We start from the raw sequence: 13995 nt of genomic DNA on the forward strand, positions 1-13995 counted from the left end.
TCAGATACCCAGGAAGTTTCTGATGTTTCCGCTGACGACGCGGACGGCGTCCTCGGGACCGACGGCATCGACCACCGCGGCCAGGGACCGCTCCGAATATCCGTAAGTGCTTTCGTTGTGCGGGTAGTCGGACGACCACATCACCTTGTCGATGCCGATCTCGTCGATCTGGGCGAGCCCAAGGCCGTCCACCATGAACGAGGCGCACATGTGGGTGTCCCAGTAGTAACGGACGTCGTGTTCGGGTTGGTGTGCGAGCATGTGCCGGTACGAGGCCAGCACGTGCTCGGCGTCCTGCAAAGCCGGTGGGACCCAGGCGATACCGCCCTCGAACCAGCCGACCCGCAGCCGCGGATGGCGGTCGAGGATGCCGCCGAAGACGTACTTGGAGAACATCTCCCGGAACGAGTCGATGTTGACCATCATGGCCACCGCGACGCTGTTGACCTCGCTCGGAACCTTCGGCTGGCTCTCGCCGATGTGGTGGGCTACCGGCAGCCCGGCGTCCTCGATTTCGTCCCACACCGCACTCATCGCGGCACCGGAGAAGTCGATGGCGTGGCCGTTGTCGTCGATGCCGGGGCTTATCGGCATCAGAAACGTCTTGAGCCCCAGCGATTTCAGCTCGTTCAGCGTGCGCCGGGCTCCGCGCGGATCCCACCAGTTGATCAGACCGACACCGTAGCAGTGGCCATCGGAGCGCTCCTGGAAGGCGGCGATGTGTTCGTTGTAGATGCGGAAGATGCGCTCCCGAAGGTCCTTGTCGGGATAGTGGAACAGTGCCAACACCGCGTTGGGAAACACCAGTTCTTTATCGACGCCGTCCTCGGCGAGCTCGCGCACGCGGGCGTCGATGTTGCTGCTGACCGCCCCGGCCAGGTCGTCGTACTGCATCAGCACCGCGCTGAAATCGCCGACCACCATCGACTGCCCCGGCCGGCCGAGCAGGTAGGCGCCGTCCTCGTACCAGATTCGCGGCGCGTAATCCTTCAGGTCGTCGGGGAAGTGGTCGTAGAAGATGTCGTCGGCCACCGAAATGTGGTTGTCGGCGGAAAACACCTCAGTACCGGGGGGCAGGCCCGTGCTGACGCCGGCGGCGTGACCCCGCCGGTGCTTGGGCGCGCCGATCACGCCCTCCGGGTACAGGGCGCGAGTTTGCGATGACATCATCGTCCACTCACCATGTCACTGGCAGCTCGTAGAGGCCATAGGCCAGCGCGTCGTGTTTGAACGGCAGCTCTTCCACGGGCCCCGCGAGCCGCAGTGTCGGGACGCGGCGTAGCAAGGTGGGCAAGACGATCTGCAGTTCCATCCGGGCCAGCTGCTGCCCGACGCACTGGTGCCGGCCGTAGCCGAACCCGACGTGCGCGCCGTCCTCCCGGCGCAGGTCGAGCCGGTCCGGGTCGGGGAATTGCCGGGCATCCCAGTTCGCCGGCGCCACGTCGAGGATGATGCCCTCGCCGGCCCGGATCGTCTCGCCGCCCACCTCGATGTCCTCGACGGCGATGCGGCGCTGCCCGGTCTGAATGATGCTGAGGTAGCGCATCAATTCCTCGACCGCGACGGCGATCACCTTCGGGTCGTCGGTATCGCGCATCAGCGCCAGCTGGTCGGGGTGGTCGAGCAGTGCCGCGACGCTCAGGCTGATCATGTTGGCGGTGGTCTCGTGGCCGGCGATGAGCACGCCGGTGGCCAACTGCGCGGCCTCGCGCACGCTGAGCTCTTCGGCGTTGACCCGCTCGGCCAGGTCGGACACCAAATCCTCCGACGGGTCTTGCATTTTGGCCCGCACCAAGTTCGCCAGGTACTTTGCCAACGACGCGGCGCCCTGCGCCGTGTCCTCCTCGGTGGCGTAACGGCCCATGCCCCGCTGGGCCTGGGCCTGGAAGAAGTCGGCGTCTTCGTATGGCACGCCCAGCAATTGGCTGATGACCAGCGACGGGACGGGCAGCGCCAAGGTGCTGACGATGTCGCCCGGCTTGGGGCCGGCCAGCAATGCGTCGATGTGATCGTCGGTGATCTGCTGCACCGCGGGCCGCAGCGCCTCAACCCGCTTGAACGTGAAGGGTTTTGACAGCATCCGGCGGAATCGGGTGTGTTCTTCGGCGTCGGAGGTGAAAACCGATCGCGGACGCTTGTGCACCGTCGCGAGCATGCCCGCATTCCAATGCGGATAGCCGGGCAGTCGGTCGTCGACGCTGGCGCGTGAATCGGTGAACAACGCCCGGATCGCCTCATAGCCGTGGATCAACCACGGTGTGCTGTCGTCCCAGATCCGCACCCGGCTCAGCTGCTTGTCGGTGTTGAGCTCCAACACCTTTGGCGGCGGGGCGAACGGGCAACCCGGCGCGCGCGACATCGGGAACTCCGGAATATCCGTGGCGATCGAGACGTCGGTCATCGTTCTCCTTGCTGGCCTGGTTTGGTTTTCGGTCGACTAGCCGGCTGCCGCGCCCACGTGGACCGGTGCGCGCCACAGGCCGACGATGGCGTCGATCAGGCCTTCGCCGGCGACCGGCCAGGCCGAACGCGAACGTGGCCCGTGTTCGGCCAGGGCGCCTTCGTGCTCGGCGCAGGTATGCATGAGCAGGTTGCGCACCATGACCATGCGTTCCGAACGCACCCGCTTGGGCAGGTCGGGGAGGCAGTGGTTGATGCCGTCGATGGTCTGCACCAGCAGTGGTGACGTGAGCGCGTCTTTGGTGACGACGTGGCGGTAGGTGGGGTCGGCCATCGCTTGGGCAGCGAAGCGCGCGTACCAGCTGGGCACCCCGAGCGCGTGCAGGTGATCGGTGAGGGGCCGCACCAACGCGCCCACCCAGTCGCGCAGGTCGGTCGAATCGTCGATGGCGGTCAGCATCTGCGCCCGCAATTCCTCGATCGGCTCCCGATGCTTGCTCTCGATCGCTCGGAGCAGGTCGGTCCTCGTCCCGAAGTGGTAGCACGCCGCGGCGTTGTTGCCCTGCCCGGCCGCCTCGCTGATCTGCCGGTTCGATACGGCGTACATGCCACGTTCGGCGAACAGCACTTCCGCGGCCGACAGGATCGCCTCCCGGGTGCCTGTCGACCTGTCGGAACGGGCGATCCGCTCGGCGGTCATCGCCTCAGTGAACACCGCGTGCCCGATTAAATCAAGTAGTTTATTTAACGGCGTGGCGGCCGCGGCGGTGTGCTGCGCGTCGGCATTGGAATCCCGCCCCGTCAAGGCGATTTCATCGTTGCGACGCCCAAGCCGGCCCGCACGGGAATACAGTCACCGTATGAATCCGCTCCAGCGGTTGGCCGGCAATCCGGTGGCCTACCGCCGGTTCGTCCTCAATGGCCGGCCGGTCGCGGAAGCTGTTGAGGCGCTGTTGCGGTTCGCGACCGGTGGGCGGCTCGGCGTGCTGGACCTCGCCGGCCTGCCGAACGTGCGGATCACGACGTCGGGTCGCAAAACGGGCCTCGCCCGCACGGCGACGGTGCAGTACGTGCCCGTCGAGAATGGGTTGTTGCTGGTCGGTTCCAACTGGGGCCGGGACCGCCACCCGTCGTGGTCGGCGAATCTGAAAGCCACGCAGCGAGTTACCGTTCGCAGGCGCGGACAGCGCTTCGCCGCGACGGTGCGGTTGCTCACCGGCGAGGAGCGCGAAAAGGCGTGGTCCGAGGTGCTGGCGCACTGGCCGAACTATCAACTCGCCCAAGATCGCGCGGGCGGGCGCCAGTTCCGCCTGTTTCTGCTTACGCCCATTGCATAGGCGACGTGACGACCGTTAACCAGGGTGGTGGGATTGTTCCAGCCGGGTGATTTCGCCACCCCAAACCGATTGGGCCCCAGCATCACCCACGCGGTAGATCTGGACCGTCGATGCGATGGCGACGGCGAGCACCAGTATCGCGATGGTCGCGCGCACGACCACGCGGCGCTTGTCTGAGCGGCGTTCGATCAGCCGCATCGCCACCAGCACCAGCGCGGCCGCGAGCAGTGCGGCGGAGAAGTAGGTCATCGTCGCGCCCAGCGCGGCGTGCTTCTGCAGGATGGCGGTGGGTTTAGCCCTCAGGTCGTAAAGCCATTCCCCGGCGTTTACCGTGATCGGCGTCAACACCATGGTGGCGGCAGCCGATATCACCGCGAGCCACAACAGTGGGCCCCGCCGCGCCGTCGGCCAAATCACGCACACGATCTCGAGCAGGGCGGTCAGCGGTACCAGCACGACCACGAAGTGCAGCAGCAGGGCATGGGCTGGCATGCCGTTGATGATGGTCATCGGGCTCCTTTGTGGTGGGCGGTCAGTTCGCGCTCAGCCGCCGAGCCCCTTCTTGATGGCCGCATCTTGTTTCTGGCCCACGTCGTTGACGAAATCCGCGGGGGCCAGGGTGTCGGGCGGGCCGTCGAACTGCAGCGTGACGAAGGCTCTGCCCTCGGTGAACAGCAGAATCGTCACGCCCTTGCTCTTGTCCGGATTATTGCCCAACAACGTTGTTCCGCCGGTTCCGACGTTGGCAGCTTGCGTCGTCGGGGTCTTGATCACGTCACCCTGAGCGCCCTTGGCCGTGTTCAACGCGTCGGTGGCGGCGCCGGGGTCCGCGAACACCTGGATGGTGTCCTTGATGACGTGGCTGCCGTCCTCGTCCTTGAACGTCGTCGCGACGCCCGGCTGGCCATTCGGGTTGGAGGTCGGTGGGGTGGCGGTGAACGGTATCGGCGCGTTGATGTCGCTCGCCTGGATCAACAGTCCGGTGTACTCGCTCGGCTGAGCGGCGGCCGACGACGTCGGTGCCGAGCTGTGCGCACTGGTGGCCGAGCTGGACGACCCCGACTTCGACGGCGTTGACGACGTCGGATTCTTGCCGCACCCCGCTACCGCCACCGCAAGCGCCGTCGCCACCGCGACGCCCGCGGCCACCGTCCGTGAAGTCCTCATAGCTCGAGCTCCCTTCCAGGCTGCCTCCGGCGCCACCGTCGAGTTCGTTCCCGAATCGCACAGTACATTGCGGCGCGGCGCCACCGTGGCACCGAAGGCCCTGGGAGAGATGAAGGGGCTAATCCAGTTGGTCGCGTAGGCCGCGCAGGGTGCTGGCCAGAATGCGGGACACCTGCATCTGCGAGACCCCGATGCACTCGGCGATCTGGCTCTGCGTCATCGATTCGAAGAATCGCATGCGCAAGACCTCGCGTTCACGCTCGGGGAGTGCGGACACCAGGACGCGCAGCGCTTCCCGGTTGGTGATGTGTTCGATCTGCGGGTCGATGCCGCCGACCGCGTCCGCGACCAGTCGCGGCGTGCCCGAGCTATCGGTGCCCACCGGCGCGTCCAGGGAATCCAGGCGGTAGGCGTCGCCCGCCACCAGGCATTCCACTATTTCCTCGCGGGAGACTTCCAGCGCTTGCGACAGCTCGCCCGCGGTGGGCGCGCGCCCCAGCTTCTGGGCCAGATCGCCGGTCGTCCTGCTGATCTGCACGTGCAATTCCCGCAGTCTCCGCGGTACCCGCATGCCCCAGCTGTAGTCGCGGAAGTAACGGCGAACCTCGCCCATCATGGTCGGAACCGCGAAGCCGATGAAGCTGGGCCCTTTATCGGGATCAAACCTGTTTATGGCGTTCATCAGCCCCAGTCGTGCCACCTGGATGAGGTCATCGAGACCCTCGCCGCGGCGCGCGAAGTGGCTGGCCACATGGTCGGCCAGGGGCAAACAGCGGGTCACGATCCGTTCGCGCTGGCGACGGTAGTCGTGCGACTCAGCCGGCATCTGGCGCAGCAGCACGAACATTTCGACCACGTCGTCGTACGAATCGTCGGCTTTTCTGTCACGGCTCGGGGCCGAAGGGGCGGAAGCAGGTCGGGCGGGGGCGATCACACTGGTCATAGGCGCACGCGCCCATTCTCGGCGCGGCTGATCCTGAAAGCTTTGGTGCACAAACATTTCTGCATTACTGACTCACTCCTCTGAGTCGTGTGTAGCGAGGCTGGCAGCTATGCGCACGTCGCCTCACCGCACCTGTATCCGCAGGATGGGTCACTTATCGAACGCGCGGGGTTACCGACGGGAGATGACTCAGGTGTTTGTCGCCGGAGCCATGTCGAGCTCAGTAGCCATACGGCTGACTGGCCGCTTTGAGCTAAACGGCGACACATCCAGAACGGACTTCGTTTACGACTATACGCCCCATTGCGTGCGCCCGCGATCGCTTACCCCAACCGGGTCCCGGCTCATGTCCCACCCGTTTCCACCGAATAAACCAACCGCATTGCAGCAAACCTCCTGGCGCTTGCCCATGCCGGCGCTTTCAGCTGGCGGAACTGGACCGTCCAGGTTTTTCCGGTTCGAACCGGCGACCGTCGGCAAAGCGGAGCGGCATTTCGAGGATCAACCGGAGGCGCCCGCGCTGCTCACGTTCCGCGCGTGTCGAAAGGTGTCGACCGCGGTTCTCATTTCTGTCCCGGCTGGGTACTGTTCGCCTAATGTTCGAGACCGATCTCCCGCGACTCACCCTCGGCTCTGACCGAGAGCTGTTCGCGCACAATGCATTACGACAGTCACGGCGATGAATGTCGGTGGGCGCCTGCTGGACGGGCGCGGCGTGGCGGTGGTCGGTGGCAGCCGTGGGATTGGGCGGGCCGTCGTCGAGCTGCTCTGCGGCCTGGGCGCCGGCGTGATCGTCAACGGGCGCGACGCGGGCCCGGTCGAGGAGACCGTCGCCGCGGTCACGGCGTCCGGCGGGCGCGCCGGTGCGGTGGTCGGACCCGCGGACGACGAGCGCATCGCCGGCGTCCTGATCGACGACTGCGTGCGCAGGTACGGACGGCTTGATGCCCTAATCAACTGCGCGGGGATCGCGGAGCCACCCGGCTCTTCGATCCTGAACATTTCGTCGGGCGACTTCGACCGCCTGATCAGCGCGCACCTCGGCACCGTGTTCCACACGTGCCGGGCGGGGGCTCGCGTCATGGCCGCCCAGGGGCACGGCGCCATCGTCAATACCAGTTCGGTCGCATTTCTGGGCGACTACGGCGGCACCGGCTATCCCGCGGGCAAGGGCGCCGTGAACTCCCTGACCCTGGCCATCGCCGCCGAACTGAAGGGCCACGGCGTGCGAGCCAACGTGGTGTGCCCGGGTGCCCGGACACGTCTGTCCACCGGCGCCGAGTACGAGAAGCACATCGAGGACCTGCACCGGCGCGGCCTGCTGGACGAAACGACCATGCAGGCCTCGCTCGACAGCGCGCCGCCCGCATTCGTGGCTCCGCTCTACGCGTATCTCGCAAGCGACCTGGCGCGGGCCGTGACGGGTCAGATCTTCGTCGCGGCAGGCGGATTCGTCGGTAGCTTCGACCGGCCGACACCGCGGGTCCTGGGCTACCGCGACCACCACGACGCCGGACCCTGGTCGGTCGAGGAGCTGCACACGATGATCGGCGCCGCGCGAGCCGCGCACTGAGCGCCCCGAACCGCCGGGCAACAGCAAATCGATCTCATCGACGCCGCGGCGGTGCCCGCGATGGCCGGGCCCGGCGCCCCCGGGCACCCTGATTTTGCCGCCGGTGCACCGGAAAGACGCACGTTGCGGGTGTGCGAGGCGGTCCGGCGGCCTAGGCTGTCCTGCGAACCGCAGGAGGGTGTTTTGACAATGCAACCGAACCCGCTCGACCCAGTTGCCAGCGAACGGCTGTCGCACGCAGGCAAAGTGTTCACCTCCGATCTGTCGATCAACGAATTCGCCTTGCTGCACGGGGCCGGGTTCGAGCCGATCGAACTCGTGATGGGTGTCTCGGTCTACCACGTCGGTTATCAGTTCACCGGGATCCGGCAACAATCCGAACTGCCCGTGCTCACCGACGCGACCTACCGGGCGCGCTGGAACGCGATGTCGCGGATGCAGGCGGAGGCCGATTCGCTGGGCGCGGACGGCGTGGTCGGCGTCCGCCTCGAATGGCGTCATCAGGGCGAGGGCGAGCATCTGGAGTTCATCGCGGTCGGCACCGCGGTGCGATACACGGAGAAGCCCGGGGCCTATCGCCGCCCCAACGGGCAGGCGTTCACCAGTCACCTGTCCGGGCAGGATCTGACCACCCTCCTGCGATCGGGATTTGTCCCGGTGGCGTTCGTGATGGGCAACTGCGTATTTCCACATCGCCGTGCAAGGGTTCCTGCGCACGCTCGGCCAGGTTGGACGCAACGCCGAGATGCCCCAGTGGACGCAGGGGAGCTACCAGGCGCGCGAGCTGGCGATGTCGCGCATGCAGAGTGAGGCCGAGCGCGACGGCGGAACCGGCGTCGTCGGGGTGCACTTCGCCATTTCCAACTACGCCTGGGGGCATCACACCGTGGAGTTCTATGTCGCGGGTACCGCGGTCCGCCGCGGCGGTGAGGCGCAGACGCTGACGCCGTCGTTCGTCCTGCCCATGAGCGATTGATGACGAGCCTCGATTACGAGCGGGTCGGCGAGTCCATCGGAACGGCCTTGTCCGGTCCCGGGGGAGTCGGGCTGGTCCTGAGAGTCTTCTCGGGCGTTCCGGGGGTGATTTTCGCTCCGGCGCGCCGCGGTTTCTTCCGGTCGCAGCCGGAGCGGGTGCAGATCGGCCATTGGCGTTATGAAGTCACTCCCGACGGCCGCCTGAGCGCCGCCCACCTGGTGAACGGCATCGTCCTGGCCGAAGAGGTCCTCGCCGCCGGCGCCGTCGGACCGCACATCGCTCGTGCCCTCGGGCAGCTGGTGACCAGCTACGGCCCGACGATCATCCCCAACATCGATGCGGCCCTCGAGGTCCTCGAGGCCGGGGCCGGACCGCGCTGAAAGCCGGTTCAGACGCGACCGGCGGCGAAATCGGCCGCCTGGTCGACCATGCCCGCCTCGACGTACTGCCGGTGCGCGACGGGGTTTCCCGCGTCCGAGCAGATCGGGTCGCCGGGCACGCATAATTCGATGGTCTTGGCCGCGTACGAAGGGCCGATCGTCACGGGCGGCTCGTTGATGATGTTCATGAACTGGCTCGACGGCTTTCCGAACAGCGCGACCGCCGACACGTGGTTGGAGACCTCGGCCGGCATCGGCTGCAGCGCCTGCACCAGGTGCACCCCGTCCGGTACCGCGCTTTCGGTGACGAAGCCAATCACGGCCGCGCCCTGGGAGTATCCGCCCAGCACCATCCTCGTTCGCGGGCAGGAGACCGCCATGTGTTCGACGTGCGCGCCCGCGTCGCTGATACCGTCCACTGCCCTGGGGAAGTCCGTGGTCGCCGGGTAGTCGACGGGATACACGCCCAGGGACCTGCCGCCGACGCGCGGGCGCAGGCTGTCGACGAAGCTCTGCCCGATCCGGCCGACGCCGGGCGGCTCGTTGGTACCCCGGGCGAACACCACCTCGACATCGGGACACGGCTCGGCGGCCGCGACGGGGGCGACCGGGAACCCCCAAAAGGGTGCCAGCACAGCACAAATCAAACTGCCGAGACGAAGCGCCTTCACAGCGTGATTTTGTCACAGGGTGACAAAGTGCGCGCGTTATGCGGCGGCGGCCCCCGGGCCGGGCTACCGCGGCGAGTCGGCCCCGGGCGCGTGGGATCGTCTGTGCACCAACGAGCCGGCGGAGCGCAGCACGCCGCGAAACGCGTAGGCGGCGGTCACGATGGTCAGCAGGATCAGCAGGACGAACATGGGCAACCAGTTGCCCCGGCTGTGGTCGACGTCCCACCAGATGATGGTGAACAGCACCGCGCAGACCAGGAGCACCACGTCCCGCCAGTTGCCCCGGTAGGACAACGCCGCCTTGCGCAGGGCCCGGCCCCGGTCGGCGGTCTCGATCAGGTCGTCGATGCGGGCGTCGATGGTGCGCTGCAATTCGGCGCGCCGCGTGGCGGCCTCCGGCGGCAGCCGCTCGAGCAAGTCCATGTCCTGCGCGATCAGCCCCCGATAGTCCGGGCCCCGGAATTGGCCGGCCGCGACGGCCAGCATCGCGCCACCGAACACCGGCGCACTATTCAGAGCGATCTGTCCGAGACCCGTCATGCCCGCTCCTTCCGGTCGTCGTCAACGTCGCTCGATGACGGGGTCAGGATGCCTTGAAAGGGCGGCGTCGTGTTCGCGGCGGCTCCGGGCTTTGCAGCGCATCCATCGCGCGCACCAGCTGCGGGTAGGCGATCGCCGGTCCCAGCCAACGCGTGAGATAGCGCCGCAGATCGGCACCGCTGCGCGGCGCCCGCCCCGGGTCGGCGAGGAACGAATGCAGCACCCGCAGGCTGAATTCGTTCAATTCGTCGAGGCCGGATTCGTCGAAACCGTAACGCTCCCAATCGATGTCGTAGCGATGCAGCATCGACCGGCCGAACGCCAGGGCGGTGTCCGAGATGATGGAGACCTTCTGCCCGCCGCGATGGCGTTGGCTGAGCACGAATTCGACCTGGTTGTCCGACGCCAGCTCTTCGATGGCGTACGCCATTCCTTCGGTCATCGCCACGACGGGATCGGTGACCCCCTCGAGGTGTGCCGCCATCCGATCCAGGAACCCGTCGGCCGATCGCATCGCCGAGGCCACCAACAGCGCCTGCGTCCCGGGGAAGTACCGATACACGGTCTGCCGGGTGACCCCGAGCGCCCGCGCCACGTCGGCGATCCGCAGCGCCGACCCGCGTTCGTCGATGATCTTGTCGGCGGCATCCAGGATGCGCTCGATCGCCTCCTCGTCGGAGGCGGGCGTGTTCCCTGCCCAACCGTGACTGCGCATCTATCGAGCGGCAAACCCGTAGTCGGTGATCCCCACAGCCGGATCATAGCGGCTGGGAGCAGGCGATCGTGGCTGGTTAACACGACCGGACACTTCCGTCGTTATGTATGCTCATTGCGAACCATGGGGGTGCCGCGCGGCAGGAAGGCCGACCTTTGCACTACGACACCGTGATCACCAACGGCCGTTGGTTCGACGGGACGGGCGCGCCGTCGGGGCGCAGAAACATCGGGGTGCGCGACGGCCGGGTCGTCACCATCACGCCCGAACCGCTCGACACGGCGGGCGCCGACGTAATCGACGCGACGGGCCAGTGGGTGATCCCCGGAATAATCGACATCCACACTCACTACGACGTCGAAATACTCTGTGAGCCCGAGCTTTCCGAATCGCTGAGGCACGGCGTGACGACCGTGATGCTGGGATCGTGTTCGCTGTCCACGGTGTATCTGGACAACGTCGACGCGGGTGACATCTTCGGCCGGGTCGAAGCGATTCCGCGGCGCTATGTCATCGAGCACCTGGATGCGGCCCGCTCGTGGACCAATCCGGCGGAGTATGTCGCCGAACTCGAGCGGCGGAACTTGGGTCCGAACGTCGCGGCCTTCATGGGCCACTCCGACATGCGCGCCGCGACGATGGGCCTGGACCGGGCAACCCGCAGGGACGTCCGGCCATCGGCAGCCGAGTTGGCGCGGATGGAGTCGATGCTGAACGAGGCGCTCGACGAAGGCTTCGTCGGGATGTCGTCGCAACAACTGCTGTTCGACAAACTCGACGGCGAGGTCTGCCGGTCGCGCACCCTGCCGTCGACCTACGCGAAGTCCCGCGAACTGCGCCGGTTGAACGCTATCTTGCGGCGGCGCAACAAGATTCTGCAGTCGGGGCCGGACATCAAGAACCCGCTATCGGTGGTGTCACAGCTGGCGACGTCGCTGGGATTCGGCCGGCCCCGGTTGAAGACCAGCCTGCTCTCGGCGGCCGACATCAAGGCCATACCGCCGGTGATCCACCTCATGGACTCCCTTGCCCGGGTGGTGAACGCCCTGGGCGGCGACTTTCGTTGGCAGCATCTGCCCGTCCCGTTCGAGGTCTACGCCGACGGCATCTCGCTGGTGGTTTTCGAGGAGTTCGGCGCCGGTGCGGCGGCGCTGCACCTGCAGGGTGAGATCGAGCGCAATCAGCTCATGCGCGACGAGGACTACCGCCGCTGGTTCCGCGAGGACTACGACAAGAGGTTCGGGCCACGGGTGTGGCACCGCGACTTCTTCGACGCCGAGATCGTCGCCTGCCCGGACGCGTCGGTGATCGGCAAGTCGTTCGGCCAGGTGGGCCTGGACCGCGGCGGGCTGCATCCGGTCGACGCATTCCTCGACTTGGTGGTGGAGCACGGCGAAAACCTGCGCTGGCGGACCACTATCTCCAATCATCGTCCCCAGGTGCTCAGGAAGCTGGCGCAGAGCGGAACCGTCCAGATGGGTTTCTCGGACGCCGGCGCACACCTGCGCAACATGGCCTTCTACAACTCCGGACTGCGGCTGCTGCGGCACGTGCACGAGGCGGATAAGCACGGCTCCCCGTTCATGTCGATCGAGCGTGCCGTGCACCGGCTCACCGGCGAGCTCGGGTCCTGGTACGGAATCGACGCGGGCACCCTGCGCGAAGGGGATCGCGCCGACATCGTCGTGATCAACCCGGACAAGCTCGACGGTTCGCTGGATCGTTACGCCGAGCATCCGGTGCAGTCCTACGGCGGCTTGACCCGGATGGTCAACCGCAACGACGACACGGTCAGCGCCGTGTTGGTGGCGGGACAGTTCGCGTTCGGTGCCGGCGAGGCCGCACCGGCGCTGGGCAAGCGGAAGTTCGGCCGCTTCCTGCGGGCGGGCGAGTCGTCCAGGAGCTTGACGCCGGTCGCTTAATCGTTGCCGCGCAGCGGTTTATGCCACGGATGCACCCAGAATCAGGTTGACGGCCTCGTCGAGTTGTCCCGCAATCTCGTCGAAGCTGACGAACCGGGCGGTCATCAGAGCGCCGGAGAACGTCATCTGCAGCGTCGATTTCACGGCGCGGGGCCAGCCCGGCCCCAGTGCGGCGCCGATACGGGTGGCCACCTCGTGGCCGATCTGCTCCCGAATCGGCTTCACCGCCGGATCGTCGGCCATTAGGGCCGCGCCGCACGCGGCGGTCAGTTCGGGCTCGTCGGCGACCACGACGGCCATGTCGCGCAGCGTCGCGCTGACGCGCGTCTTCGTCGTGTCGTTGACATCGGTATACAGCGGCAGCTCGCGGAGAAAGCGCAGGTACACCGCCGCGACCAGCGCGCTTTTCGACGGAAAGTAGGTGTAGGCGCTGGCGGGCGACACTCCGGCGCGACTCGCCACCGAACGCATCGTCAGGTTGGCGTACGACGACGCGCGCAGCTCGTCCAGCCCGGCATCCAGGACCTTGCGGATCGTCTGGCCGGGCCGGCGATCGGACCGGCGAGCCGCATCTTTAGACACCCGTCCAGTGTAGGAAGGCGGCGAGAGCGCGAACAACTTCCGTCCGGGTCGTGTCCAGGGACCGATCCGCGCCCCGCGCTGTTGTTTTGCGTCAGCCGCCGAAGGGCGGTCCGGTATCCGTCGGCCGAGATTTACAGACAGCTGTCCAGAACAGCGGGTGCCTCTAGAGTGGCGGCTATGGCCGAGGCGGACCGGCAGCGCTGGGACGAGCGGTACGCGACGAGAACACCGCCGTCAGTGAACGCGGTGGGACCACCCGACTTCTTGGTACCCCATGTAGATGTAGTGCCTACTGCGGGAAGGGCTCTCGATCTCGCTTGCGGACCCGGAGCCGGCGCGGTGTGGCTCGCGATGCGCGGGCTTGAGGTGGTGGGCGTGGACGTATCCCCGGTGGCGGTCGGCCAGGCGCGCGAGCTGGCCCAGCGCGCCGGCGTGAGCGGCCGGTGCCGCTTCGACGTCGCCGACCTCGATGACGGCCTGCCGGCCGGGCCGTCCGTCGACGTCATCCTGTGCCATAGATTCCGGGACCGCCGCCTCGACCGGGCGATCGTCGAACGCCTGGCGCCCGGCGGCGTGCTGGCGATCGCTGTGCTGAGCGAAGTGGGGGCCGCCGCGGGACCGTTTCGGGCGGTCGCCGGTGAGCTTCCCGCGGCGTTTGCCGATCTCGACCTGTTGGCCGCCGGTGAAGCCGAGGGCTACGCTTGGCTGCTGGCGCGCGCACGGCGCGAAGCTCGCTGAGTAGCAAGAGTTTTCCGCACGAATCGCGGCACGCCGAAATGGCGTTTGGCG

The 13995-nt window shown here is 67.0% G+C and carries 15 protein-coding genes and 1 pseudogene; 6 read left to right on the forward strand and 10 right to left on the reverse strand.

Translation table 11 applies throughout. The features are described 5' to 3' along the window. Genes A5756_RS15585 through A5756_RS15595 form a run of 3 tightly spaced genes read right to left on the reverse strand, consistent with a single transcriptional unit; the run spans position 1 to position 3115 of the window. The gene (locus tag A5756_RS15585) at positions 1–1167 is read right to left on the reverse strand and encodes an amidohydrolase family protein (RefSeq protein ID WP_066953996.1); all 1167 of its coding nucleotides are present in this window, start codon (positions 1165–1167) and stop codon (positions 1–3) included. 10 nt (positions 1168–1177) lie between these two features. Beyond that, positions 1178–2401 (reverse strand): cytochrome P450, encoded by a 1224-nt coding sequence (locus A5756_RS15590; RefSeq protein ID WP_066953815.1) that lies wholly within the window; start codon positions 2399–2401, stop codon positions 1178–1180. A gap of 36 nt (positions 2402–2437) precedes the next feature. Beyond that, positions 2438–3115 carry a TetR family transcriptional regulator gene (locus A5756_RS15595; RefSeq protein ID WP_066953818.1) on the reverse strand — a complete coding sequence of 226 codons (678 nt, stop codon included), beginning with the start codon at positions 3113–3115 and terminating at the stop codon, positions 2438–2440. Positions 3116–3260: 145 nt separating this feature from the next. Here A5756_RS15595 and A5756_RS15600 point away from each other — a divergent pair, with 145 nt between their 5' ends. Then, complete coding sequence (locus A5756_RS15600; RefSeq protein ID WP_066953820.1) at positions 3261–3737, forward strand: nitroreductase family deazaflavin-dependent oxidoreductase; 477 nt, start codon at positions 3261–3263, stop codon at positions 3735–3737. A gap of 15 nt (positions 3738–3752) precedes the next feature. Here A5756_RS15600 and A5756_RS15605 read toward each other — a convergent pair whose 3' ends face one another. From A5756_RS15605 to A5756_RS15615, 3 genes are all read right to left on the reverse strand, one after another. After that, entirely contained in the window at positions 3753–4247 is a 495-nt protein-coding gene (locus tag A5756_RS15605) for a DUF2231 domain-containing protein (protein WP_066953823.1), read from the reverse strand. 33 nt (positions 4248–4280) lie between these two features. Next, positions 4281–4904, reverse strand: coding sequence for a hypothetical protein (locus A5756_RS15610; RefSeq protein WP_066953826.1), 624 nt, complete (start codon positions 4902–4904; stop codon positions 4281–4283). Between the two features lie 118 nt (positions 4905–5022). Continuing rightward, positions 5023–5847: a SigB/SigF/SigG family RNA polymerase sigma factor gene (locus tag A5756_RS15615; protein ID WP_082948205.1), complete on the reverse strand. Its 825-nt coding sequence runs from the start codon at positions 5845–5847 to the stop codon at positions 5023–5025. Between the two features lie 679 nt (positions 5848–6526). On the opposite strand from A5756_RS15615, the gene A5756_RS15620 reads away from it, so the two are divergent. The 3 genes and pseudogenes from A5756_RS15620 to A5756_RS15630 all read left to right on the forward strand — a co-directional run bounded on the left by A5756_RS15620 (position 6527) and on the right by A5756_RS15630 (position 8776). Beyond that, complete coding sequence (locus tag A5756_RS15620) at positions 6527–7420, forward strand: SDR family NAD(P)-dependent oxidoreductase (protein WP_066953828.1); 894 nt, start codon at positions 6527–6529, stop codon at positions 7418–7420. 189 nt (positions 7421–7609) lie between these two features. Next, positions 7610–8396, forward strand: a pseudogene (locus A5756_RS15625) (heavy metal-binding domain-containing protein). Continuing rightward, a complete protein-coding gene (locus A5756_RS15630) occupies positions 8396–8776 on the forward strand; it encodes a DUF5073 family protein (RefSeq protein WP_066953831.1) in 381 nt (126 codons plus the stop codon). Before A5756_RS15625 ends, A5756_RS15630 begins: the two are co-directional and overlap by 1 nt. A gap of 8 nt (positions 8777–8784) precedes the next feature. Here the strand turns inward: A5756_RS15630 and A5756_RS15635 are convergent, their stop codons facing one another. The 3 genes from A5756_RS15635 to A5756_RS15645 all read right to left on the reverse strand — a co-directional run bounded on the left by A5756_RS15635 (position 8785) and on the right by A5756_RS15645 (position 10702). Beyond that, on the reverse strand, positions 8785–9420 hold the full coding sequence (locus tag A5756_RS15635; protein WP_369817356.1) for a cutinase family protein: 636 nt from the start codon (positions 9418–9420) through the stop codon (positions 8785–8787). A 90-nt stretch (positions 9421–9510) separates the two neighbouring features. Then, positions 9511–9987, reverse strand: a complete 477-nt coding sequence (locus tag A5756_RS15640) for a hypothetical protein (RefSeq protein WP_066953834.1) — start codon at positions 9985–9987, stop codon at positions 9511–9513. Positions 9988–10030: 43 nt separating this feature from the next. Continuing rightward, positions 10031–10702, reverse strand: a complete 672-nt coding sequence (locus tag A5756_RS15645) for a TetR/AcrR family transcriptional regulator (RefSeq protein ID WP_066953837.1) — start codon at positions 10700–10702, stop codon at positions 10031–10033. A gap of 155 nt (positions 10703–10857) precedes the next feature. Between A5756_RS15645 and A5756_RS15650 the strand changes: the two genes are divergently transcribed. Next, complete coding sequence (locus A5756_RS15650) at positions 10858–12624, forward strand: amidohydrolase family protein (protein WP_066953840.1); 1767 nt, start codon at positions 10858–10860, stop codon at positions 12622–12624. Positions 12625–12642: 18 nt separating this feature from the next. On the opposite strand, the gene A5756_RS15655 is transcribed toward A5756_RS15650, so the two are convergent. Then, entirely contained in the window at positions 12643–13206 is a 564-nt protein-coding gene (locus A5756_RS15655) for a TetR/AcrR family transcriptional regulator (RefSeq protein WP_197505781.1), read from the reverse strand. Positions 13207–13383: 177 nt separating this feature from the next. On the opposite strand from A5756_RS15655, the gene A5756_RS15660 reads away from it, so the two are divergent. Further along, positions 13384–13944 (forward strand): bifunctional 2-polyprenyl-6-hydroxyphenol methylase/3-demethylubiquinol 3-O-methyltransferase UbiG, encoded by a 561-nt coding sequence (locus A5756_RS15660; protein WP_066953845.1) that lies wholly within the window; start codon positions 13384–13386, stop codon positions 13942–13944. Positions 13945–13995: the final 51 nt, after the last annotated feature.

The sequence above is a fragment of the Mycobacterium sp. 852002-53434_SCH5985345 genome (assembly GCF_001667155.1).
In the GTDB taxonomy this organism is placed as follows: Bacteria; Actinomycetota; Actinomycetes; order Mycobacteriales; family Mycobacteriaceae; genus Mycobacterium.

Excerpts from the sequence above, each read along its gene's own strand:
- A5756_RS15585 (WP_066953996.1), bottom strand. The coding sequence starts at position 1,167 with ATGTCATCGCAAACTCGCGCCCTGTACCCGGAGGGCGTGATCGGCGCG.
- A5756_RS15590 (WP_066953815.1), bottom strand. The coding sequence starts at position 2,401 with ATGACCGACGTCTCGATCGCCACGGATATTCCGGAGTTCCCGATGTCG.
- A5756_RS15600 (WP_066953820.1), top strand. The coding sequence starts at position 3,261 with ATGAATCCGCTCCAGCGGTTGGCCGGCAATCCGGTGGCCTACCGCCGG.
- A5756_RS15605 (WP_066953823.1), bottom strand. The coding sequence starts at position 4,247 with ATGACCATCATCAACGGCATGCCAGCCCATGCCCTGCTGCTGCACTTC.
- A5756_RS15610 (WP_066953826.1), bottom strand. The coding sequence starts at position 4,904 with ATGAGGACTTCACGGACGGTGGCCGCGGGCGTCGCGGTGGCGACGGCG.
- A5756_RS15615 (WP_082948205.1), bottom strand. The coding sequence starts at position 5,847 with ATGACCAGTGTGATCGCCCCCGCCCGACCTGCTTCCGCCCCTTCGGCC.
- A5756_RS15620 (WP_066953828.1), top strand. The coding sequence starts at position 6,527 with ATGAATGTCGGTGGGCGCCTGCTGGACGGGCGCGGCGTGGCGGTGGTC.
- A5756_RS15630 (WP_066953831.1), top strand. The coding sequence starts at position 8,396 with ATGACGAGCCTCGATTACGAGCGGGTCGGCGAGTCCATCGGAACGGCC.
- A5756_RS15640 (WP_066953834.1), bottom strand. The coding sequence starts at position 9,987 with ATGACGGGTCTCGGACAGATCGCTCTGAATAGTGCGCCGGTGTTCGGT.
- A5756_RS15645 (WP_066953837.1), bottom strand. The coding sequence starts at position 10,702 with ATGCGCAGTCACGGTTGGGCAGGGAACACGCCCGCCTCCGACGAGGAG.
- A5756_RS15660 (WP_066953845.1), top strand. The coding sequence starts at position 13,384 with ATGGCCGAGGCGGACCGGCAGCGCTGGGACGAGCGGTACGCGACGAGA.